Genomic DNA, 20,849 nt, shown 5'->3' on the forward strand with positions numbered 1-20,849 from the left:
CCTTTTTTATTCTTACGACATTAGGACAAACAATGAAAGCACGTGTTTCTTGGGATCAAGATTTAACTTTTACAGGTACAACAGACAGCGGCTATAAAACAGTGATGGACGGCAGCGGTAAAGCTGTATCTCCAATGGAATCAGTGTTGCTAGCGGTGGGTGCGTGTTCAAGCGTTGACGTGGTAGACATTCTTAAAAAAGGTCGCTTTAACATTGAAGCTTGCAATTGTGAATTAGAAGCTGAGCGCGCTGAAGAGCCGCCTCGTGTATTTACTAAAATTCACGCCCATTACACGGTGTCAGGTGACGGGATTAGCGAAAAAGCTCTTGCACGTGCGGTGCAGCTTTCTGCAGAAAAATACTGTTCCGTCATGCTAATGCTAACGGGTAATGTTGAGATCACCACAAGCTATACTTTGGTTTAATAGACTATTGTAGAACTCACCGCTTATTAGCAATTCTCGCTAAGCATTAGTAGAAAAGGCCAACCACTTGGGTTGGCTTTTTCGTTAAAACTGCTTCCCACACTCGTAAATCATTGAAATAATTAACAATTAACATTAGTTAACATCTTTGGCATATTAGCTGCTGTATATGGTCATTATTATATAACGACAATTACGTTAGGGTTATTGACCATGGAATCTACAACACACAGCAACTCCTCTTTTTCACCAGCTCATCTTTTATCACCGTTTTCGCCAAACGCGCTTAAACTACTTGTTGGAAGCAGTATTGTCGCCCTCACGCTCTCGATAACAGCATGTTCCGATGCCGATGCTGTTAACGACCAAGCCAACACCACCGAAGTCGAAGAGTCCGTTTTTGCTATTCCTGTTGAAACTCAAACCATTGTTACCGGCGACATTACGTCCACTTACGATACAACCGCTATTTTAGAAGCCCGTGAAGAAGCATTTGTGGTTGCGCGAGCGTCTGGAATTATCGAAGAAATCTTCGTAGAAGAAGGTGATTATGTTGAAAAAGGCCAAGTACTGGCGCAGCTTGATAAACGCCGCTACGAGCTGAACTTATCAAAAGCTTTGGCTGATTTAGCTGGTATTGAAAGCGAACTAGAAAAGGTCAACAAAGTCTATTCTAAAAAGCTTATCAGCGATGACACTTACGACAAGCTCACTTCGCAATTTGAATCAGCAAAAGCATCTGTACGCTTAGCTGAACTTGATTTGAAAGAAGCAACGATCACGGCACCGATTGATGGATACATTGCAGAAAGGAATGCCAAAGTAGGCAACCTGACTGAATCGTTCCAACGGGAGAGAATGTTCCATATCGTTCAGCAACGTAATCTTCAAGGCATTGTGTATCTGCCTGAAAATGAGCTACCTAACGTAGTGATTGGACAAGGTGCAATGCTTACCGTGGCAGCTTTAGGCGACAGAAGTATCACCGCGAGTGTTGAACGTATAAGCCCGGTCATTGATGCAACCACCGGCACGTTCAAAGTAACCTTAAAAGTACCAAACGAAGGCAACCAGCTCAAAGCCGGCATGTTTACCGATGTATCTCTTGAATATGCCACCCACGCCAACGCCACCCTTTTACCCCGCAGAGCCTTAGTTACTATTGACAATAGCCATAGCGTATTCGTTGTTGATAACGGCAAAGTTAAAAAAGTGAACATTTCTACAGGCTTTGAAAATAACGAAGTCGTTGAAGTTATTAATGGTTTAAACGGTAATGAAGAAGTGGTTACTGCAGGCCACCAAAACTTGAAAGACAGCGCCCCTGTTGAAGTAGTTAACAGCTAATTAGGCCTAACAAGGAACTCACACAATGCGTATTGTAGATATTGCTGTAAAGCGCCCTGTTGCCGTTAGTATGTTCACTTTTGCGGTATTGCTATTTGGTATGGTGTCGTTAGGCAGACTGTCGGTTAACCTACTGCCTGACTTATCGTACCCTACTCTCACCATTCGCACCGACTACGACGGTGCAGCGCCAGGCGAAGTCGAACAACTGGTTTCAAAGCCCATTGAAGAAGCCATCGGCGTAGTAAAAGGCGTACGTAAAGTCACGTCCACATCGCGTGCAGGCCAGTCTGACGTTGTGCTTTCATTTGCATGGGGTACTGACATGGATTTCGCGAGCTTAGAAGTGCGCGAGAAACTTGATGTATTGCAGCTTCCCCTTGATATAGAAAAGCCAAGGCTCCTTCGTTTTAACCCAAGTTTAGATCCAGTAATTAAACTGGGGCTGACGGCACAAAGTGATACGTCAAGTTTAAGCGTAGCGCAAATGAAGCGATTACGTTTATATGCCGAACAGCAGGTAAAACGAGCTTTAGAGTCGGTAGGAGGTGTGGCAGCCGTGCGCGTTGGCGGTGGTTTAGAAAACGAAATACACATTCTTATCGACCAGCAGAAAGCCAGTCAGCTGTCTATTCCCATTACCCGAATTATTGACCGGGTCAGTGCCGAAAACATTAACGCTGCCGGCGGTCGAATTGATAACGCAGCCCAGGCGTTTTTGGTCAGAACCCTGAATCAGTTTGAAACACTGAGCGATATCGAAAACCTTTTCATTGGGCGTTTTGAAGGCAGAAACATTCAACTTAAAGACGTGGCAACGGTTGAGAGTGCTTATAAAGATCGTGATGTGGTAACGCGCTTTAACGGCAATGAAGGCATTGAAATTGCCATTTATAAAGAAGGCGATGCTAATGCGGTTAACGTAGCGCAAAAAGTGGCTAGCAGGTTAAATGAGGTCAACAACAACCTGCCTTCTAACTACACGCTTGGCGAAATTTATGACCAAAGCGTGTTCATTAAGCAAGCTATAGATAACGTAAAATCAGCGGCAGTGATGGGCGGTATTTTAGCCATGTTAGTGCTGTATCTTTTTCTTAAAGACTTCTGGGCTACCGTTATTATCTCGGTTTCTATTCCGGTATCAGTAATTGCTACCTTTAATCTTATGTATGCCAACGATGTAAGCTTAAACATGATGAGCTTAGGTGGTATCGCGCTTGCTGTTGGATTATTAGTAGATAACAGCATTGTCGTGCTTGAAAATATCGATCGTCATAAAAAATTAAAAGTGGCTGGGAGTGATAACGCTGCAGCTAATGAAAAAACGACGGCAGAAGCCACAGACACTGAGGCATCTGCCGCTAGCGAAGGAACAAAAGAAGTCTCTGGCGCAATTGTGGCTTCGACACTGACCACTATGGCCGTGTTTGTGCCACTGATATTTGTAGAAGGTATTGCAGGTCAGCTGTTTAAAGACCAAGCATTAACCGTGTCGTTCGCTTTAGCTGCATCGCTTGTTGTTGCGCTCACACTTATCCCTGCGATGGCACATAAGAAGAAAAAGCAACAGCTAGACCACGAAGATGTGTTCACTACACCAGCGCCTACCCCTCCTACGTCAACGTTTGGCAAAGTTATGTATTACGTTACCCTGCCAATTCGTTGGGTATTCAGACTTATCTTTGTATTTTTACCTGCAGCCTTGGTCACCTTGGTGATAGGTGCATGGCATATCATCAGCAAGTTATTAAGCGTTGCGTTTAAACCACTTATTTGGGTATTTAACAAAGGGTTTGAACTTCTCGCTTCTGCTTATGAAAAACTGCTGCGCATAAGCCTTAAAGCCAAAGCGCTGGTACTTGCCATTGCCTTTGTACTTGCGGCGGGCGCGGTGTTGCTGATACCGAGATTGGGCATGGAACTTATCCCAACCCTATCCCAAGGTGAATTCTCGGTAGAAGTGACCCTTTCAGCGGGATCGCCACTAGCGCGTACTGACGCTATTATCAGCGAGCTTGCAGCGGTTGCAGTAAATAACAATGATGGCGGCGAAACCAAAGTGCTTCGCACGTATGCCATGTCTGGTACAGGAAGCCTTATCAGCGCAGCGCCAAATCAAGGTGGTGATCATTGGGGTCGTTTAAACATTGTCATGCAGCCTACGGCGACAGCTGGCGATATGGACGATGTGAAGCGTGCGCTTCGTGATTACCTAGCCTTTAAACCTCAGGTTCAGGCAACGTTTTCAGAGCCTGAGCTATTTAGCTTTGCATCGCCTATTCAAATTGAAATTGCGGGTTACGACCTCAATCAATTACAGCAGTATGGCGATGCCATTGCGACCAAGCTAGCCAGTTTTAATAATTTTGCAGACGTAACAACCAGCATTCGTGACGGAAACCCAGAGCTTAAAATAGCCTTCCATCACGCGAAACTTGCTCGCCTTGAGCTTGAAGCATCAACCGTTTCTCAGCTTATTGCGGCCAAAGTAGGTGGCCGTGTGGCTACACAGTATAGTGTTGAAGACAGAAAGGTAGATGTGCTAGTAAGAACGCAAGAAAACCAGCGAGATGACATCGCCAGCGTGCGCGCCATTGTTGTTAATCCAGGCTCGGCGCAACCTATTCCTTTAAGTGCCGTTGCAGACGTATACATGAGTGTAGGTCCTAGCGAGATCACCCGCGTTGGACAGCAGCGTGTAGCGCTGGTATCTGCGAATTTAGCCAAAGGTAAGCTTGATGAAGCGGTTGCCGTTGCTAATAAAGTCATTGATGAAACCCAACTTCCTCTATCTTTAAGTGCAACAGTAACTGGACAAAGTGAAGACATGCAAAGCAGCTTCCGTTCGCTACAGTTTGCCCTCGCACTTGCCGTGTTTATGGTGTATTTGGTTATGGCGTCTCAGTTTGAGTCGCTGCTGCACCCACTGCTTATTTTGTTCGCAGTGCCGCTAGCCGGTGCAGGTTCTGTGTACGGGTTGTGGCTTACCAATACGCCGTTAAACGTGGTGGTATTTATCGGTTTGATTATGCTGTGCGGTATTGTAGTGAACAACGCTATTGTATTAGTTGACCGTATAAATCAGTTACGCCGTCAAGGAGTAGATAAAGACACCGCTATATTAGATGCTGCAAAGACCCGCCTGCGCCCTATTGTGATGACTACACTTACTACGGTGTTGGGTCTATTGCCTATGGCGTTTGGTTTTGGTGAAGGTGCTGAAATTCGCACGCCAATGGCCATCACCGTTATTTACGGCCTTCTGTTTGCAAGCTTGCTCACCCTCATTTTACTGCCAGTGCTTTACAGCCTGTTCGACGTGAAGAAGAAAGCGCCTGTGAAAGATAATTCTCGTGAAAACGTAGGCTTTGGTGACAAGGAAGCAATGCCAAAAGGAGGTGTACTATGAGTACACCTTTTAACAACGCTAATAACAGTTCTGAAACCCATACTGAAAAGCGCCAAATAGGTGAACCGAGTAAACGCGAGACAGATATAGCTTCACAGCCACACCTTTCAAAAATTGCAGGTATAGGCGCTGGGCTTGCACGCTTTGCACTAAACAAGCCCGTTACCATTGGAATGCTGTTTTTGTCTATGTTGCTTTTCGGCATTGTATCTGGACGCTTGTTACCCCTTGAAAAGTTCCCCGGGATTGATATTCCAGAAATGGTAGTGCAGATCCCCTACCCTGATGCAACGCCAGTTGAAATTGAAACGATGATAACCCGTCCGGTTGAAGAGGCCGTTGCTACCATGTCGGGGATAAAGCGCTTAAGGGCCCGCTCGTACGACAATATGGCTGAGGTCATTGTGGAGTTCGATTGGGATGAAAACCTTAAAGCTAAAAGCATTGAGGCACGGGAAAAGATTGATGCTATTCGCCATGAACTTCCTGACGATGTAGAGCGGATCATGGTGTATAAATTCAACACAAACGATATGCCTATATTCCAGCTGCGCGTATCGAGCGACCGCGACTTATCGAATGCTTACGATTTGCTTGAGCGTAACCTTAAGCGTCCGCTGGAGCGTGTTCCGGGTGTATCGAAAGTTGAGCTATACGGCACCATGAAGCGTCAAATTACTATTCGCTTAGATCCTAAGAAAATGGCGGCCTACCAAATAGACGGTACACGCTTAGAGCAGCAGCTTCAAAACGCCAACTTCTCGCTAACCGCGGGCTATATGTACAATAACGGTGAAAAAATTCTGGTTAACCCAACTGGCGAATTTACCGATGTAAACGACTTTAAAAATATGTGGGTTACCCGCAGCGTTCGCTTGTCTGATATTGCCAGCGTGACTTACGAGCTTCCTCAACGCAATGAAGGACGTCATTTAGATCGCACCTTTGCGGTAGGCTTTAACGTATTTCGCGAATCGGGCAGCAATCTTGTAGAAGTTTCCGACGCGGTAATGAAGGTTATCGAAAAAGCCAAGGAAGACCCTGAGTTTACAGGCATTAGTTTATTTGTAATGGACGACACCGCTAAAAGCGTAACATCATCGTTGAGTGATTTGCTAAATGCTGGCCTTTTAGGTGCGCTGCTTTCAGTTATTGTGCTGTACTTATTTTTGCGCCAGCTTTCCACCACCTTAATCGTGGTGCTTTCAGTGCCATTCTCAATTTGTATTACCTTAGGTGTGATGTATCTATTAGGTTATACACTCAACATCTTATCGTTAATGGGCCTCATGCTAGCGGTAGGTATGCTGGTAGACAACGCCGTGGTGATCACTGAAAGCGTGTTTCAAGAACGCCAACAAGAAGGAGACATTAAGCGAGCCACTCAGATTGGTGTAAACAAAGTCAGCCTTGCGGTCATTGCCGGAACTGCAACCACGGCAATAGTGTTTTTACCTAATATTATTGGGGTAAAAATAGACGTGACTATTTTCTTAGAGCACGTTGCTGTGGCTATCTGTATATCCCTGTTCGCGTCGCTTTTCATTGCTAAAACACTTATTCCCTTGCTGACAACTAAGGTAAAGATCCCTGTTGTAAAAACGCCTAAAACACCGTCCTACATAAAAGGCTATGGCCGCGCACTTAACTGGATGTTGAAACACCAGGGCGTAACCTGTGTAATTGCTCTATTGCTACTTGCATCGACAATCGTACCTATGCAGGTAGTTACATCTGACGATGAGGGTAATAACAACCAGGAACGTATTTGGCTTAACTATCACGTAACGCAGAATTTTACGCTTGAAGAAGTGGAAAAAACCGTAGATAGAATGGAAGCTTACCTTTATGAAAACCAAGAACGTTTTCATATTAAACAGGTTTATACTTATTTTACTGCCGGCCATGCAGTAAGCGGTATTACGCTTAATGACGAACTACCCGTTAGTGTGGGCAGAATTAAAGAGGATATACGTGAAAACATGCCCTCCTTTGTGCGTGCTCGCCCCTCTTTCCAGTGGGATAGCGGCAACGGTGGTGGCGTAAGAGTTACGCTGTTGGGGGAATCTTCAGAAACCTTGCTAAACATTTCAGAGCAAATAGTTCCTATTCTTTCAACTATTGAAGGGCTGGAGGATGTAAAAGCCGACACGGGGTCTACCCGCGATGAAGTTCAGATACGCATAGACAGAGAGAAAGCAAACCGTTTTGGCATTCAGGTGAACGATGTGGCTAAACTTGTCTCTACAGCACTACGAGGCAGTAATTTACGTACATTCCGTTATGGAGACGCTGGAGAAGTAGCAGTGCAGCTTAAGTTTGGCAGCGATATTCAATCCGCGCTAAGTGAACTTAAGAACATCAATATTGGTTTTACTCAGGGTCAATCGGTAACACTGAGCATGATTGCAGACTTCTCTGTGGTACCGCAGCTATCGCAAATTAATCGCAATTACCGTCAAACCGCGCTAGCTATTGGCGCAAACCTAGTGGGTGAAACCACTACAGAGCAAGCTCGTGAACGCATAGAGAAAGCATTGGTCAATATCGAGCTGCCTACAGGTTATAAGTGGACACTAGATGGCAGCTTTTCCCGTCAGGATGAAGCCAATGCTGTAATGCAAATGAACATGCTGCTGGCACTTTGCATGATATACGTTGTAATGGCTGCATTGTTTGAATCGCTGATACTTCCAACGTCTGTGATCACTTCGCTGTTATTTTCGTTCACCGGTGTGTTTTGGGCATTTATGGTGACAGGCACTTCAATGTCTATCATGGGGATGATTGGCATGCTGATATTGATGGGCATTGTGGTTAACAATGGCATTGTATTGGTAGACAGAATCAATCAGCTAATCAACGAAGGTTTATCGCTGTATGAGGCAGTGATTGAGGGATGTATAACACGTATCAGGCCTATTCTTATGACAGTAGCCACAACGGTTTTAGGGCTTATTCCACTTGCGATGGGGAGTACTCGAATTGGCGGCGACGGTCCTCCCTACTCACCTATGGCCATTGCAATCATTGGTGGGCTGGTGTTCTCAACACTAACCAGCTTGTTCTTGGTACCACTTGCTTACGTGTTGCTACTAAAACTTAGGTTTAAAACGCAGCGATTGTTTAAAACCAGTAAAGCGCGTGTAGCCACGTATATTAAAATCGCCAATTGAGGCGCATGTTAAAGCAAAAATAAGACAAAAAGCGGGTCTAGTTTTCACCATTTACGTCAACGGGATTGACGATGAGTGTAAGCTAGCCCGCTTTTTCTGGATCAATCGTAACCGCTACCACGCCTTAGCTTCGCGATGTTAGATATTCATGTACCGCATCAGCGTGACGCTCTTCAGAAAACTTAATTAGGCTACTTCCATTACATGTTAGGCCTTCCTCAGACGTTACCGTGCGCAATACTTCACGTTGGCTAGCGCCAATACGACCTACGTTACGTGAAAGGCTTGAGCGAAGTACTCTTACGTCATCGTTGATAATCGCTTTACAAAACCCTGCAAACTGGGTTTCGCCTACGAAGCGAATGTCTTTTGACTCTGCGGCTGCATTTGCGTTGATGCTAAAAGCAACAGTCGCGGTGACGGCAATAGCTTTAATTAAATTAGAAAATTTCATTTTAAAGTCCTCAATGTGTGGTTAAAGGTGCTATGCAAGCTTGTGGCAAACTCTCAATTTAAGTTGAACAAAATTGAATGAAGCAACAATTCGCTCAACGCCCTTTATTTATGCATCAAGAATAAAAATTTTTCTGTTGAATGATTGTGTAACTTGGGTAAATGCCTGGTAAATCAAGTTGTTACATGGTTGTTACCATGCTAACTCATTGAATTACTTGGTATAACATAAATTCCATATTACTAATATATCTAGCCACTACATTTATAGGAAGAAAGAAGTATAAGACTTAAGTATAAAAAGGCCCCTTTTGGGGCCTCAAAACTGTAATTTTAACAAAATAAATGATAAATGAGCGTATTTAATGCGCTGAAAAATACATTTTTTCGTAATTTAATTACATAAAACGAAGTAAATTACTCATATTTACGCTCGCGCTTAGTTTCAATGGCATCAATATAAGCATGCCATGACGCGTAGCCGATAATAGGCATTAACACGATAAAACCAATAAACCCGGTTACATAACCAATCGCAACGGTGGTAAAGATGATCGCCCCCCAAATAAGCATGGGGACCTTATTAAGCCACACTGCGTTAACACTGGTTAATACAGCGGTGGCAAGGTCTACTTTGCGTTCCATCAAAATTGGTTGGGTAAACGCCGTAACGAAAAGCATAGCCAATGTAAAACCCGCACCAACAATTGTGCCTAGCGCTAAAAATGGTAATAAGCTTTCTAAATCGTTTTCGATATAAGGCGGATAAAGTGCATGGATTAGCGATGCAACACGCAGCCAAAATATCATCATCACCATAAGCAAAATGGCAAAGCCCCACTCGTTAAACGCATTCCTGCGCATTGCACGCAAAGAATGGCGTAACGTGGGCTTATGGCCTTTCTCCATTTCCCAGCTTACATCATAAAGGCCAGCAGCCAGAAAAGGCCCTACCAACATGAAACACACAATGGCCGGTAGAATGACTAAGTGCCAACCTGTCATTTCAACCAAGTACATAATGAACCACGGAATAACCGCGAAAAGAACGCCATAAAACAATGTGAGACCTGGTGCGCGCATAGCGTCTCGTAATGCCAATGACAACCATTTTATAGGGTCGCCAACGTCTAATTCTTTACAGGGAATAACGCGTGCTATACCACTTTGCGTGATTGCATTCTCTGGTGTTTCTTTGAAATGGTGCGACATATTCTTATCACCTCTGCTTGTTAGCCTGTTTGTTACTAACGCGTTTTTTATACACGCCTTACTACTACGATAGGCGCTGAATGAAAAGTTCACAAGCTATTAACATAAATTTTATACTTAAGTGACAAGCGGATCATTCATCTCGTTATATGGTTAATAAATAGCCACTTGGTGAAAAAAGTAGTGCTTAAAGCAGAAATACTGCAAAAATGCCATCGCATAAGGCTGTGTATTGCGATAATCTCAAGGTATGTAAATCAACCAGATAGACCATGAAAACTGTATCTCGCTCACATAAATTAGATAACGTTTGTTACGACATTAGAGGCCCAATTGCTGCGCAAGCACGTAAAATGGAAGACGAAGGACACCGCATATTAAAATTAAATATCGGTAACCCTGCCCCGTTTGGGTTCGAAGCCCCTGATGACATCGTAAAAGACGTAATCCATAACCTGCCCACGTCTCAAGGATATTCAGACTCGACAGGAATTTATGCTGCCCGCGTGGCCGTGATGCAGTACTACCAGCAGCGCAACATTAAAGACATCCGCGTAGACGATGTTTATATTGGCAACGGCGTATCTGAGTTAATCATGATGGCGATGCAAGCGTTGCTTAATCATGGTGATGAAGTGCTTATTCCAAGCCCTGACTACCCACTTTGGACGGCAGCAGTTAGCCTTTCGTCAGGTTCACCCGTTCATTATCGTTGCGACGAGCAAGCAGGCTGGTTCCCTGACATTGACGACATAAAAAGTAAAATCACCAGTAAAACTCGCGCAATTGTACTTATCAACCCTAACAACCCAACCGGTGCAGTATACGACAAAGCCCTGTTACAAGAAGTAGTTGAAGTTGCCCGCGAACACGGCTTAGTAGTGTTTAGCGACGAGATTTACGACAAAATTCTTTACGATGAAGCAAAGCACACCAGTATTGCTTCACTGGCTGACGATGTGTTTTTTGTTACCTTTGGCGGCTTGAGCAAAAACTACCGTGTGGCGGGCTTTCGCTCTGGCTGGCTTGTGGTAAGCGGCAACAAGCGATTAGCGTCTGACTATATTGAAGGGCTTAATATCCTATCTTCTATGCGAATGTGCGCGAATGTACCTTGTCAAAGTGCCATTCAAACAGCGTTAGGCGGCTATCAAAGTATTGACGACTTGGTGAAAGAAAACGGGCGCCTTCGCATTCAGCGCGACGTAACCACAGATATGCTAAACGGCATTGACGGTATTTCGTGCGTTAAACCTAAAGGTGCCATGTATTGTTTCGCCAAAGTAGATGAGAAAAAATTTAACATTCAAAACGACGAACAAATGGTGCTGGATTTATTAAGCTCTGAAAAAATTCTGCTGGTACACGGTCGCGCGTTTAACCTGACGGAAGGTACGTACTTTCGATTAGTATTTTTACCGCACAGCGATGTATTAGTGCCTGCACTGCATCGTATTGGCAACTTCTTTAGAACGTATAAGCAAGGGGCGTAACGTGAGTGATAAAAGTCACTTTTTCGCGCATCTGGCGCGCTTAAAGCTTATCAATCGCTGGCCGCTTATGCATAACGTGCGCACAGAAAATGTGCAGGAGCACAGTTTGCAGGTGGCCATGGTTGCCCACGCACTTGCTTTAATAAAAAATAAGTTTTTTGGCGGCACACTAAATCCTGATCGTATTGCTACCATGGCAATATTTCACGACGTGTCGGAGGTACTCACCGGAGACCTCCCTACCCCAGTGAAATACTTTAACCCTGCGATTAAAGAAGAATATAAAAAGATCGAAAAAATAGCAGAGAACAAGCTCATTGAAATGGCACCAGAGGCATTTCGAGAAGACTATGCGGCGCTTATTGATCATCACTACCATAGTGAAGAGGAAGCTTTTATTGTGAAAGCAGCAGACGTACTTTGCGCTTACCTAAAAACGCTTGAAGAATTGGCTGCTGGCAACCAAGAGTTTAAGCTGGCTAAGAAAAGATTAGATAAAACCCTTAAAGAATATCATTCTGATGAGGTGGACTACTTCTTAACACGCTACGTACCAAGCTTTTCTTTAAGCCTTGATGAAATTACGCAAGACGATATGTAAGCAAGGCGGCTAACAGCCCATAAATTACTATACTGACGAATAGAAGTAGCATACACAGCATGGCAGCGAGGTTTTTTTGGCAACAAGCGATTGGGAATTAGCATTACACGAGCGTCGTTTACCCCGTAGTGAAACAAGAGACGGCGATCATCGTAATCCGTATCAGCGAGATAAAGCGCGCGTGCTTCACAGCGCTGCCTTTCGCAGGTTGCAGGCAAAGACCCAAGTACTCGGTGTGGGGCTAAGCGATTTCTATCGCACGCGACTTACACACTCTTTAGAAGCCGCCCAAATTGGTACGGGAATAACGGCGCAGCTTTGGGTGAAGTTTCCAGATATTGCCAATACGTTGGCGCTTGATCCTACGTTAATCGAAACCCTCTGCTTGGCTCACGATATCGGTCACCCACCTTTCGGCCATGGTGGTGAAATTGCCCTTAATTACATGATGCACCAATACGGCGGGTTTGAAGGAAACGGACAAACCTTTAGGATCATCACTCAGCTAGAGCCTTATACCGCCGAACACGGCATGAATTTATGCAGAAGAAGCGTGTTAGGCTTGGTTAAATATCCGAATTTTATCGATGCCCTTCATAGTAAAGGACCTACGCCCGAACGCCCTGTTTCACTTCGTCAGGTTAAGGCCCATGACTGGCACCCTCCGAAGGGGTTATTTCGCTGCGACGAGCCCCTATTCGACTGGCTACTTGCGCCATTTAGCAATGAAGATAAAGATGCGTTTATGCAGTTTACTGCAAAACCGAATACCCACAGTAAAACGCAATTTAAATCGTTCGACTGCTCAATTATGGAGCTGTCTGACGATATCGCCTATGGCATTCACGACTTAGAAGATGCCATTGTAATGGATATGGTAGACAAGCATCATTTTGTCGAGGATGTAACCACCCCGCTAAAAGCACTAGATGTACCCTGGCTGTCAGACAATATAGAAGTGCTTACCAATAAGCTATTTAGCGCTGCACATCACGAAAGGAAAAATGCTATAGGTGCGCTGGTAAATAGCTTTATCACAGCCATTGAAATAAAAGGCGTTGAGGGTTTCGCTCACCCGTTACTGGCATTCAACGCCGTAATGCCTGAACATTTTGCACAAGCCTTGGAGCTTTTCAAACGCTTTGTGTTTAACAAAGTAATACGCCGCCCCGATGTGCAGCTTCTTGAATACAAAGGACAGCTGGTGGTGATGGAGCTTTTTGAAGCCTTTGCATCAGATCCCGACCGCTTACTTCCCGAAAACACTCAAGTTCGCTGGCGTAAGGCCTGTGAGAGCGGCAATGGTATGCGCGTTCTCGCCGACTATATATCGGGTATGACGGATGAATTCGCATCTCGCCTATACAGTAATATCTTTTCACCTAAACAAGGCGGTATTCAAGATAGTCTGCATATGTAGATTATTTTGTTTTTCCAAATTAATTGAAATGAAAAGACCGTACTCTCGGTCTTTTTTATTATGGTGAACTTACTCGTTACATCAACGTAGCTAAATGTAACGGTTGAAGTGACGACCATTTCTCATAGTCTTATCATAACTTAGGTGACGTAATGCCAAAACCATTTAAACCCTCAGTAAAACTAACTGATAACGACGTAACCAATGAAGGCGTTTACAGAAGTCGCCGTTCATTGCTCAAATCTATGGGCTTCGTGGGAGCGTCTACGCTGTTGGCGAAGTCGGCAGTCGCTGCCGGTTGGTTTTGGGAAGATGAGGAAGAAAAGACAGCGTTTAAGGGAAAGGCGCTAGAGTTTAGCCAACCTCCCAAGTTCCAAATAACGGAAACCCGAACACCTGAAGATAAGGTGACCAGCTACAACAACTTTTATGAGTTTGGCACATCTAAAGATGCACCAGCCAAAAATGCGACTGAATTTCAAACTAATCCATGGACGTTAAAAGTTGACGGGATGGTTAAAAACCCTATTGAGCTTGATCACGATGCCCTAACAAAGCGTTTTCCCCTTGAAGAGCGCATTTACCGCTTGCGCTGTGTGGAAGCATGGTCGATGGTGGTGCCTTGGATTGGGTTTGAGTTGGGGGCGTTGTTAAAACAAGCCGAGCCATTAATGTCAGCCAAGTATGTGGCGTTTGAAACCCTATACGCCCCTGAGCAAATGCCCGGTCAACGAAGCCGCTTTACCGGTGGTGGTATTGATTATCCTTACGTAGAGGGTTTGCGTCTTGACGAAGCCATGCACCCGTTAACGCTCATGTCGGTTGGTCTTTACGGGAAGACCTTGCCCCCTCAAAACGGCGCGCCTATCAGGCTTGTTGTTCCGTGGAAGTATGGTTTCAAGAGCATTAAGTCTATTGTGAGAATTCGCCTTACCGACAAGAAGCCGCCTACCACATGGAATCGACTGGCCGCCAACGAGTATGGCTTTTACGCCAATGTGAATCCAAACGTGTCGCATCCAAGGTGGAGCCAATCCAGCGAGCGTAGAATAACCACAGGTGGGCTACTCGCCAGAAATCGCATCGACACCCAAATGTTTAACGGTTACAGCGAAGTCGCGCCGCTATACAAAGATATGGACTTATCTCGTTATTACTAGTTGTAACTTTATGGGGCCACAACCAAATAGCTAGTTATTCATATCAATATCACTTAACTAGAGTTTCTAAACATTACTATTAAGTTGTTCATTTAATGCCGTTAAGAAAAAAACCATTTCGACTCTCTGTATGGCAGCGCCGCAGCCTAAAAGGCCTTATTCACCTTTTCGCATTGGGCTATATCGCGTGGTTGTTTTTTGCAGGGGTAACCGATCAGCTTGGTCCAGACCCTGTAAACACGCTCATCAACGAGACTGGAACCTGGGCAATTCACTTTCTTTTACTAACGCTTACTCTTAGCCCACTTGCTAAATGGCTACCAAGCCCAGAACCGATGCAATTCAGACGTATGATTGGCGTATACACCTTTGTGTACGCCTTTGCACACCTGCTCACTTACATTGTGTTTGAACTCCAGCTTGATATGGCACTAGTGGCTAGCGAGATAGTAAGCAGGCCTTACATAATTGTTGGCATGGCAGCACTACTTCTTCTTTTTGCACTTACGGCTACGTCGTTTAAGCGCATCCAGCGCAACATGGGAAAAAAGTGGCAAAAGCTTCATAACAGTATTTATTTGATACTGCCCCTTGCACTACTTCATTTCAGCTGGTCGCAGAAGACGTTTTGGCAAGAGCCCGTTTGGTATTGGATGATTGGACTGATATTAATGAGCCCAAGAATGAAGCAGTGGTATGTGACGTATCAGAAGAAAAGCCAAAAGAAGTCGAGAGGCAAAAACGCAGTGGCGTGAGAAAACTAAAGTCGAAAACCTTTTAAACAAGTACGTAAAGCAGCGCAGCATAACGCGCTGTTTTGCTAAGCGTTACAGCGAGAATAAAAAACCAAAACGGGCTTCTAAGTACACCTGCTACTAAAGTAATAGGGTCGCCAATAATAGGTACCCAGCATAAAAACAAGCTCCACTTCCCCCACTTTGTAAAGGTGTAGCTTGCACGGTTAAACGCCGCTTCGCTCACTTTTAACTTATCGGTCGCAATTTCTTTTCCGAACTTGAAGCCCAATGCATAATTAACCACCGAGCCAAGTACATTTCCTAACGAAGCAACAACAAGCAACAACACCCAGTTCAACCCACTACCGTATAAAGCACTAAGCACAATTTCAGAACTAAAAGGCAATATAGTGGCAGCCAAAAATGCCGACAAGAACATCCCCAAGTAGCCTAAATGTATTAATGCGCTCAACGCCCCTCCAGCTTTATACAGTAGTTTTCTATGTAAAATTCGCGCGCATCTTACCTTAATCGGAGTATGAATACTTCCTTGAGAATTCGATAGCACAAAAAAACCATTATCTTTTATATAGTTACTGACAAAGCACCAATTTGTGTGAAAAAAGTACAACTAAATACTTGCCAAAGCCCTCTTTTATGAATACTGTATACACATACACACTGTATAAGCAACCAGTATCAATTAATAACAATATTCCCGAAGTTCGAATTATGAACTTCAGGGCAAATGCATAAAGGGTTTTACTATGAACACATCTTCAGTTTCACGATTTAATGCTTTGCGCGCTTCGGTTTCAAATGTTGTTCAACTACCTTTGCCGATAGAAGGGTTTCCTCGCGAAAAACAAGGTAATGGAAAAGAAAGTAATGACAAAGGTTGGAATTATCTGCTTTCAAATACAGTGTCGTTTTCGAAAACTGTAGATCACGCTATCCGTATTCAAAAACCTGAAAAAGAAAAAATGCCTGAATGGATCAGTAAGCTGATTACAGGTGGCCAGTGTAAAACACTGTATGTGGAAAACATTGATTTAGACCTTCAACCAACCGACAGTGAAATGATCAGAAAGCTGTGTGAGCTTTACTCTGTCAGCTTGGTGAATGTACGTGTTAACAGCATTAATGACGAACAAAACGTAGCATTAGGCCCTTGGTAATACAAAGCCTGTTTATGCTTACATCTTGCGTTTGCCCCATCTTACGTTTGCCTGAATAGCGATGCGTAATCAAAGCCTAACATATATTTTCACAGAGCTCTTTACCGTGGAATCTCTGGCATGTACCCTTTGGCATGGACCGCCAAGGACTCATTGAATATCGGCAACATTTACGTTTAAAAAAGTTGGGGCTCACGCAACTTATACTTATACTGTAGCGCTTTGTTTTACTCTTAAACTGCGAGTTGTCTTATGCGCTGTTACTGTTGCTCATCAAAATCCTTTGACGAATGCTGCGAGCCTTTTATTAAGGGTGATAGACACCCTAGTTCTGCCGAGCAACTTATGCGCTCTCGGTTTTCAGCCTACGCTACAGCGCATTATCAATATATTCTTGAAACCTATACCAAAGAAAAGCAGCAGGGTCTTTCTGTAGAGGATTTGGCGCAAAGCGCACAAGGTGCGACATGGTTCGCACTTAAAGTACACCCCACTCTAGCGGCTAGCTCCGTAGATAGCTTGGTAGGTAACTCGGTCAGTAGTACTGAAGAGAGTTCGATAGACAGTTCTGTACATGCTGACGCTAAAGTCGAGGCGCAAACCAACGCCGAGGCAATCTCTAAGCCTAATTTAAAGCCCATCTCCAAGCCCTATACTGCCACTGTTGAATTCACTGCTTACTATTTTGAAAATAAAAGTATGTATCAGCTTCACGAAACGTCGAATTTTAGTATTGAAGACGGTAAGTGGCGTTATCACGACGGCGTATTACACGACGACTGCGGCAAAATTAAATACGGGAGAAACCTACCTTGTGTTTGCGGTAGCAACAAAAAATTCAAACAGTGCTGCGCAACTAAGAGCCGCTAAGCCAATGAGCCTGTAAAGTTATAATGGAAATGGAGTACCGCGATACATTAAGTAACGATGTGCAATATATTACAACTAAGTGGCACAAGTTCTATGTACCAGGAAGAAGCGCCCGAATGTGGCTTATGGAGTAACTCAGCGCCAAAATGTTCCCAAGTAACACTGTTTACTTTAACAACAATTGTATTAGTATAAACTGCAGAGTGGTTTTGTATTACGTAAAGTGCAAAGCCGCTTTTTATTTCTAATTGTCACAAAATTGCTGCGAGCTCTATTATCGTGGCTAATCATGAAAAATAAAAAACAAGGAATGTTATGACTACTATTTTACGTATCGCTGCGACGATTTCTGCTACTACGCTATTGCTAGGCTGCGGTGGTAGCGATTCAAACGATGTACTCGACGACCTTAACGCCAACCGCGCAAAGTGGGAAAGCGCGAATATCGACAATTATCAGTTTGAATATCAAATTTCATGTTTTTGCACCGAAGAAACCATACTTCCTCGCTTAGTACTGGTAGAAGGTAGTCAGGTCACCTCTCAAACTATTATTGAAGGCAATATTGCCCTACCGCTAGATGATGCATATACAGAAAGCATTGATAGCTTGTATCAACTTATTTCATTAGAAGAAAGTCGTGCCGAATCGCTATCGGTCAAATATGACCCGGAACGCGGCTACCCAACCGAAATTAAGGTCGATATCAACGAGCAGACGGCCGACGACGAATATACCCTAACAATTAGCAACCTTATTACCGCAGATGATGTGGCCTGTACAGCAACGGTAGAAGATGGCCTCTTGCTTTCAGTAACCGATCAAACAACGCAAATGCCAAGCGCATGTGGAGTTACTGCTACTGCAATAGAAGAAGCGTATTCTGAAACTGTTATAGTTGATGAAACGGATTGTGCAGAAGACCATTTGATTGCAATGCTGGAAGAACGTCCTGGCTTTTACACCCTCACAGTACAAAAACAGGGTTATCAAGACTATCAGGTAGATAACATAGGCATTGGTAAAGATTTATGTCATGTGTTGACCAGAGAATTCAACGTAGAATTAGTACCAGAATAACCATTATTCAATGACCCACAAAAGAAGCCTGAACCATAGAATGACGTGACACCCAGCAGTTGGACTATTCCATTACTGGAGTCACTTCAGAAGGCTCAGGCTTTTTCGTTAACTTACTTTCTTGCCAGGCCTGTAGGATCAGGGCACAAGCACCATCTTTCCTTTCACTTCCCGGTTCATGACCTTGGCCATGGCTTTCGTTGCTTGTTCTAAGGGTAACGCTTCATCTACGACCACTTTAACCTTACCTTGCACATACCAAGTTAAGAGCTCTTGCATGTTTTCAGCAAAGCCTTTTGGATCGTGCTGAGTAAACGAGCCCCAAAATACCCCCATGACTGAATAGCCTTTTACCAGCGCTAAATTAACCGGAAATTTCGGGATCTCACCGCCAGCAAAGCCAACCACAAGTAAACGCCCTTCCCATGCCATACTGCGACTGCAAGCGTGGAATGTGTCACCGCCAACGCATTCATAAACTACATCGACACCTTTGCCGCCTGTGACTTCTTTCAGCGTTTCTTTGAGATCTTTTTCTTTGTAGTTAATTAAAATGTCTGCGCCATACTCTTTAGCAAGCGCCAGCTTTTCTTCTGTTGAGCAAACTGCAATCACTTTAGCGCCCATAATCTTGCCTATTTGCACTGCTGCTAAGCCAGTACCACCCGCTGCGCCGGTTACAACCAGTGTTTCGCCTGGCTGCAGTTTTGCGCGCTGCTTTAAAGCGTGATGTGCTGTCGCATGCGCAGTTACAAGAGCAGCCCCTTCATTAACATGGATGGGATCAGGTAATGGCATAACATGAGTGGCAGGGATCAGCGCCTTTTCTGCGTAACCACCTAAGTTAGACAACGCAATAACTCGTTGCCCTTCTTTTAAATGGCTTACGCCCTCACCTACTTCAGATATGGTGCCTGCCACTTCGTTGCCAGGAATAAACGGGAAGTCTGGCTGCATTTGATACAGACCTTGCACCAATAGTCCGTCTGGAAAGTTCACCCCTGCGGCTTCAACATTTACGACTACATGCCCTTTTTTTACTTGCGGGTCTGCAACGTCTTTAAATTGAAGTTCTTCAAGTGGTCCAAAAGATTCGCATACAATTGCTTTCATACTGTCTCCAGTTGCTTTGTTCGACGTTCACGCTATTGATAGCATGACATGTCATTAAATACGTTATATGGCGTTTATTCGCTTTGGTGAATGGTTTGATTGGCAATTTGCGCCAATGGGCGCACCATTGCGCCTAATTGCATAGCCTTCTCGCTTGACGCATTGCCATCGTGTGCGCGTTTTACCACGCCTTGTAAAATAGCGGCTAAACGGAAAAAACTAAATGCGAGGTAAAACGTCCAATTGCTAATGGCATCAATACCTCTTCGCTCGCAATACGCATCGATATATTCTTGTTCGCTTGGAATGCCTAACTGCTCTCTGTCTAAACCACCTAACCCAGCTGCGTGCGCAATGTCAGAGGGAAGGCGCAACTGCATACATTGGTAAGCCAAATCGGCATACGGATGCCCCAACGTTGATAATTCCCAATCAAGCACCGCGACTACTCGTGGGTTTTTAGGGTCAGACATATCAAACATCATATTGTCTAAACGAAAATCGCCATGAACCAACGAGACTTGACCATCATCTTTTGGCAGGTTGGCCTCAAGATACTGAATAAGACTTTCAATTTCTTCAACATGCTCAAGTTCAGATGCACGATACTGTTTTGTCCACCTGCTTAGCTGACGTTCAAAGTAGCTGCCGGGCTTTCCATAATCGCGTAAGCCTGCGCTTTCAATATCTACACTGTGAAGCGCTGCAAGCACTCGGTTCATTTCATCATACATGGCACCACGAGTAGCAGTAGATGCTATTTCAGGCAGTGCGCTATTCCAGAAAATGTCACCTTCAACATAGGCCATTATGTAAAACATGCTACCGATTATGCTGACATCTTCACATAAATGGTACGCTTTGGGCACAGGCACTTCTGAGCCCTGCAACGCGTTGATAACGCGAAATTCTCGGTCAACCGCATGGGCCGATTTCAGTAACTTACCCGGAGGTTGACGGCGTAACACGTAGACGCCGTTATCCGTAGTAAGCTTAAACGTCGGGTTCGATTGCCCACCTGCAAATTTCTCAGCGCTTTTGACGTGCCCAATACTCGGGCACGCAGAAGATAAATACGAATTCAGCACTGCTAAATCTATGACATGTGGGGCTTTCGCATTGTCTTTAGACACGTTCACTCCTTACCCGTAATTTTTTGTATTGTTTATTTACAA

The 20,849-nt window shown here is 44.4% G+C and carries 17 protein-coding genes; 12 read left to right on the forward strand and 5 right to left on the reverse strand.

Annotated elements, in window-relative coordinates; all coding sequences use genetic code 11:
- Positions 1–32: 32 nt before the first annotated feature.
- The 4 genes from ACYX4M_RS17690 (at position 33) to ACYX4M_RS17705 (ending at position 8,357) form a co-directional block, all read left to right on the forward strand.
- On the forward strand, positions 33–425 hold the full coding sequence (locus ACYX4M_RS17690; RefSeq protein ID WP_334060039.1) for an OsmC family protein: 393 nt from the start codon (positions 33–35) through the stop codon (positions 423–425).
- Between the two features lie 213 nt (positions 426–638).
- Entirely contained in the window at positions 639–1,772 is a 1,134-nt protein-coding gene (locus tag ACYX4M_RS17695; protein WP_476081107.1) for an efflux RND transporter periplasmic adaptor subunit, read from the forward strand.
- Between the two features lie 25 nt (positions 1,773–1,797).
- A complete protein-coding gene (locus ACYX4M_RS17700) occupies positions 1,798–5,181 on the forward strand; it encodes an efflux RND transporter permease subunit (protein WP_476081108.1) in 3,384 nt (1,127 codons plus the stop codon).
- Positions 5,178–8,357 (forward strand): efflux RND transporter permease subunit, encoded by a 3,180-nt coding sequence (locus ACYX4M_RS17705; protein ID WP_476081109.1) that lies wholly within the window; start codon positions 5,178–5,180, stop codon positions 8,355–8,357. Before ACYX4M_RS17700 ends, ACYX4M_RS17705 begins: the two co-directional genes overlap by 4 nt.
- Before the next feature lie 124 nt (positions 8,358–8,481).
- Here ACYX4M_RS17705 and ACYX4M_RS17710 read toward each other — a convergent pair whose 3' ends face one another.
- Positions 8,482–8,811 carry a hypothetical protein gene (locus ACYX4M_RS17710; RefSeq protein ID WP_476081110.1) on the reverse strand — a complete coding sequence of 110 codons (330 nt, stop codon included), beginning with the start codon at positions 8,809–8,811 and terminating at the stop codon, positions 8,482–8,484.
- Positions 8,812–9,227: 416 nt separating this feature from the next.
- Complete coding sequence (locus ACYX4M_RS17715; RefSeq protein WP_014979516.1) at positions 9,228–10,022, reverse strand: DUF2189 domain-containing protein; 795 nt, start codon at positions 10,020–10,022, stop codon at positions 9,228–9,230.
- Positions 10,023–10,294: 272 nt separating this feature from the next.
- On the opposite strand from ACYX4M_RS17715, the gene ACYX4M_RS17720 reads away from it, so the two are divergent.
- The 5 genes from ACYX4M_RS17720 to ACYX4M_RS17740 all read left to right on the forward strand — a co-directional run bounded on the left by ACYX4M_RS17720 (position 10,295) and on the right by ACYX4M_RS17740 (position 15,451).
- The gene (locus ACYX4M_RS17720) at positions 10,295–11,515 is read left to right on the forward strand and encodes a pyridoxal phosphate-dependent aminotransferase (protein ID WP_014998627.1); all 1,221 of its coding nucleotides are present in this window, start codon (positions 10,295–10,297) and stop codon (positions 11,513–11,515) included.
- A gap of 1 nt (position 11,516) precedes the next feature.
- Positions 11,517–12,116 carry a 5'-deoxynucleotidase gene (gene yfbR / locus ACYX4M_RS17725; protein ID WP_076011807.1) on the forward strand — a complete coding sequence of 200 codons (600 nt, stop codon included), beginning with the start codon at positions 11,517–11,519 and terminating at the stop codon, positions 12,114–12,116.
- A gap of 76 nt (positions 12,117–12,192) precedes the next feature.
- On the forward strand, positions 12,193–13,536 hold the full coding sequence (locus tag ACYX4M_RS17730; protein WP_476081111.1) for an anti-phage deoxyguanosine triphosphatase: 1,344 nt from the start codon (positions 12,193–12,195) through the stop codon (positions 13,534–13,536).
- Positions 13,537–13,688: 152 nt separating this feature from the next.
- Positions 13,689–14,696 carry a protein-methionine-sulfoxide reductase catalytic subunit MsrP gene (msrP, locus tag ACYX4M_RS17735; RefSeq protein WP_476081112.1) on the forward strand — a complete coding sequence of 336 codons (1,008 nt, stop codon included), beginning with the start codon at positions 13,689–13,691 and terminating at the stop codon, positions 14,694–14,696.
- A 95-nt stretch (positions 14,697–14,791) separates the two neighbouring features.
- The gene (locus tag ACYX4M_RS17740; protein ID WP_476081113.1) at positions 14,792–15,451 is read left to right on the forward strand and encodes a protein-methionine-sulfoxide reductase heme-binding subunit MsrQ; all 660 of its coding nucleotides are present in this window, start codon (positions 14,792–14,794) and stop codon (positions 15,449–15,451) included.
- Between the two features lie 22 nt (positions 15,452–15,473).
- On the opposite strand, the gene ACYX4M_RS17745 is transcribed toward ACYX4M_RS17740, so the two are convergent.
- Positions 15,474–15,872 carry a YqaA family protein gene (locus ACYX4M_RS17745; RefSeq protein ID WP_476082904.1) on the reverse strand — a complete coding sequence of 133 codons (399 nt, stop codon included), beginning with the start codon at positions 15,870–15,872 and terminating at the stop codon, positions 15,474–15,476.
- Positions 15,873–16,200: 328 nt separating this feature from the next.
- Between ACYX4M_RS17745 and ACYX4M_RS17750 the strand changes: the two genes are divergently transcribed.
- The 3 genes from ACYX4M_RS17750 (at position 16,201) to ACYX4M_RS17760 (ending at position 18,561) form a co-directional block, all read left to right on the forward strand.
- The gene (locus ACYX4M_RS17750) at positions 16,201–16,611 is read left to right on the forward strand and encodes a deoxyguanosinetriphosphate triphosphohydrolase (protein WP_476081114.1); all 411 of its coding nucleotides are present in this window, start codon (positions 16,201–16,203) and stop codon (positions 16,609–16,611) included.
- Positions 16,612–16,863: 252 nt separating this feature from the next.
- The gene (locus ACYX4M_RS17755) at positions 16,864–17,481 is read left to right on the forward strand and encodes a YchJ family protein (protein ID WP_476081115.1); all 618 of its coding nucleotides are present in this window, start codon (positions 16,864–16,866) and stop codon (positions 17,479–17,481) included.
- A gap of 315 nt (positions 17,482–17,796) precedes the next feature.
- A complete protein-coding gene (locus tag ACYX4M_RS17760; RefSeq protein WP_476081116.1) occupies positions 17,797–18,561 on the forward strand; it encodes a DUF6174 domain-containing protein in 765 nt (254 codons plus the stop codon).
- Between the two features lie 138 nt (positions 18,562–18,699).
- Here the strand turns inward: ACYX4M_RS17760 and ACYX4M_RS17765 are convergent, their stop codons facing one another.
- Together ACYX4M_RS17765 and ACYX4M_RS17770 are read right to left on the reverse strand one after the other, a co-directional pair.
- Complete coding sequence (locus tag ACYX4M_RS17765) at positions 18,700–19,674, reverse strand: NADPH:quinone oxidoreductase family protein (protein ID WP_476081117.1); 975 nt, start codon at positions 19,672–19,674, stop codon at positions 18,700–18,702.
- Between the two features lie 74 nt (positions 19,675–19,748).
- On the reverse strand, positions 19,749–20,807 hold the full coding sequence (locus ACYX4M_RS17770) for a phosphotransferase family protein (protein ID WP_476081118.1): 1,059 nt from the start codon (positions 20,805–20,807) through the stop codon (positions 19,749–19,751).
- Positions 20,808–20,849 lie beyond the last annotated feature (42 nt).

The organism is Alteromonas sp. ABV4_150 (assembly GCF_056311745.1).

What these genes read in the sequence shown, in the direction of transcription:
- ACYX4M_RS17740 (WP_476081113.1), top strand. Translation starts at nt 14,792, where the DNA reads ATGCCGTTAAGAAAAAAACCATTTCGACTCTCTGTATGGCAGCGCCGC.
- ACYX4M_RS17690 (WP_334060039.1), top strand. Translation starts at nt 33, where the DNA reads ATGAAAGCACGTGTTTCTTGGGATCAAGATTTAACTTTTACAGGTACA.
- ACYX4M_RS17720 (WP_014998627.1), top strand. Translation starts at nt 10,295, where the DNA reads ATGAAAACTGTATCTCGCTCACATAAATTAGATAACGTTTGTTACGAC.
- ACYX4M_RS17715 (WP_014979516.1), bottom strand. Translation starts at nt 10,022, where the DNA reads ATGTCGCACCATTTCAAAGAAACACCAGAGAATGCAATCACGCAAAGT.
- ACYX4M_RS17755 (WP_476081115.1), top strand. Translation starts at nt 16,864, where the DNA reads ATGCGCTGTTACTGTTGCTCATCAAAATCCTTTGACGAATGCTGCGAG.
- ACYX4M_RS17760 (WP_476081116.1), top strand. Translation starts at nt 17,797, where the DNA reads ATGACTACTATTTTACGTATCGCTGCGACGATTTCTGCTACTACGCTA.
- ACYX4M_RS17750 (WP_476081114.1), top strand. Translation starts at nt 16,201, where the DNA reads ATGAACACATCTTCAGTTTCACGATTTAATGCTTTGCGCGCTTCGGTT.
- ACYX4M_RS17695 (WP_476081107.1), top strand. Translation starts at nt 639, where the DNA reads ATGGAATCTACAACACACAGCAACTCCTCTTTTTCACCAGCTCATCTT.
- ACYX4M_RS17710 (WP_476081110.1), bottom strand. Translation starts at nt 8,811, where the DNA reads ATGAAATTTTCTAATTTAATTAAAGCTATTGCCGTCACCGCGACTGTT.
- ACYX4M_RS17705 (WP_476081109.1), top strand. Translation starts at nt 5,178, where the DNA reads ATGAGTACACCTTTTAACAACGCTAATAACAGTTCTGAAACCCATACT.
- ACYX4M_RS17700 (WP_476081108.1), top strand. Translation starts at nt 1,798, where the DNA reads ATGCGTATTGTAGATATTGCTGTAAAGCGCCCTGTTGCCGTTAGTATG.
- ACYX4M_RS17745 (WP_476082904.1), bottom strand. Translation starts at nt 15,872, where the DNA reads ATGTTCTTGTCGGCATTTTTGGCTGCCACTATATTGCCTTTTAGTTCT.
- msrP (WP_476081112.1), top strand. Translation starts at nt 13,689, where the DNA reads ATGCCAAAACCATTTAAACCCTCAGTAAAACTAACTGATAACGACGTA.
- ACYX4M_RS17765 (WP_476081117.1), bottom strand. Translation starts at nt 19,674, where the DNA reads ATGAAAGCAATTGTATGCGAATCTTTTGGACCACTTGAAGAACTTCAA.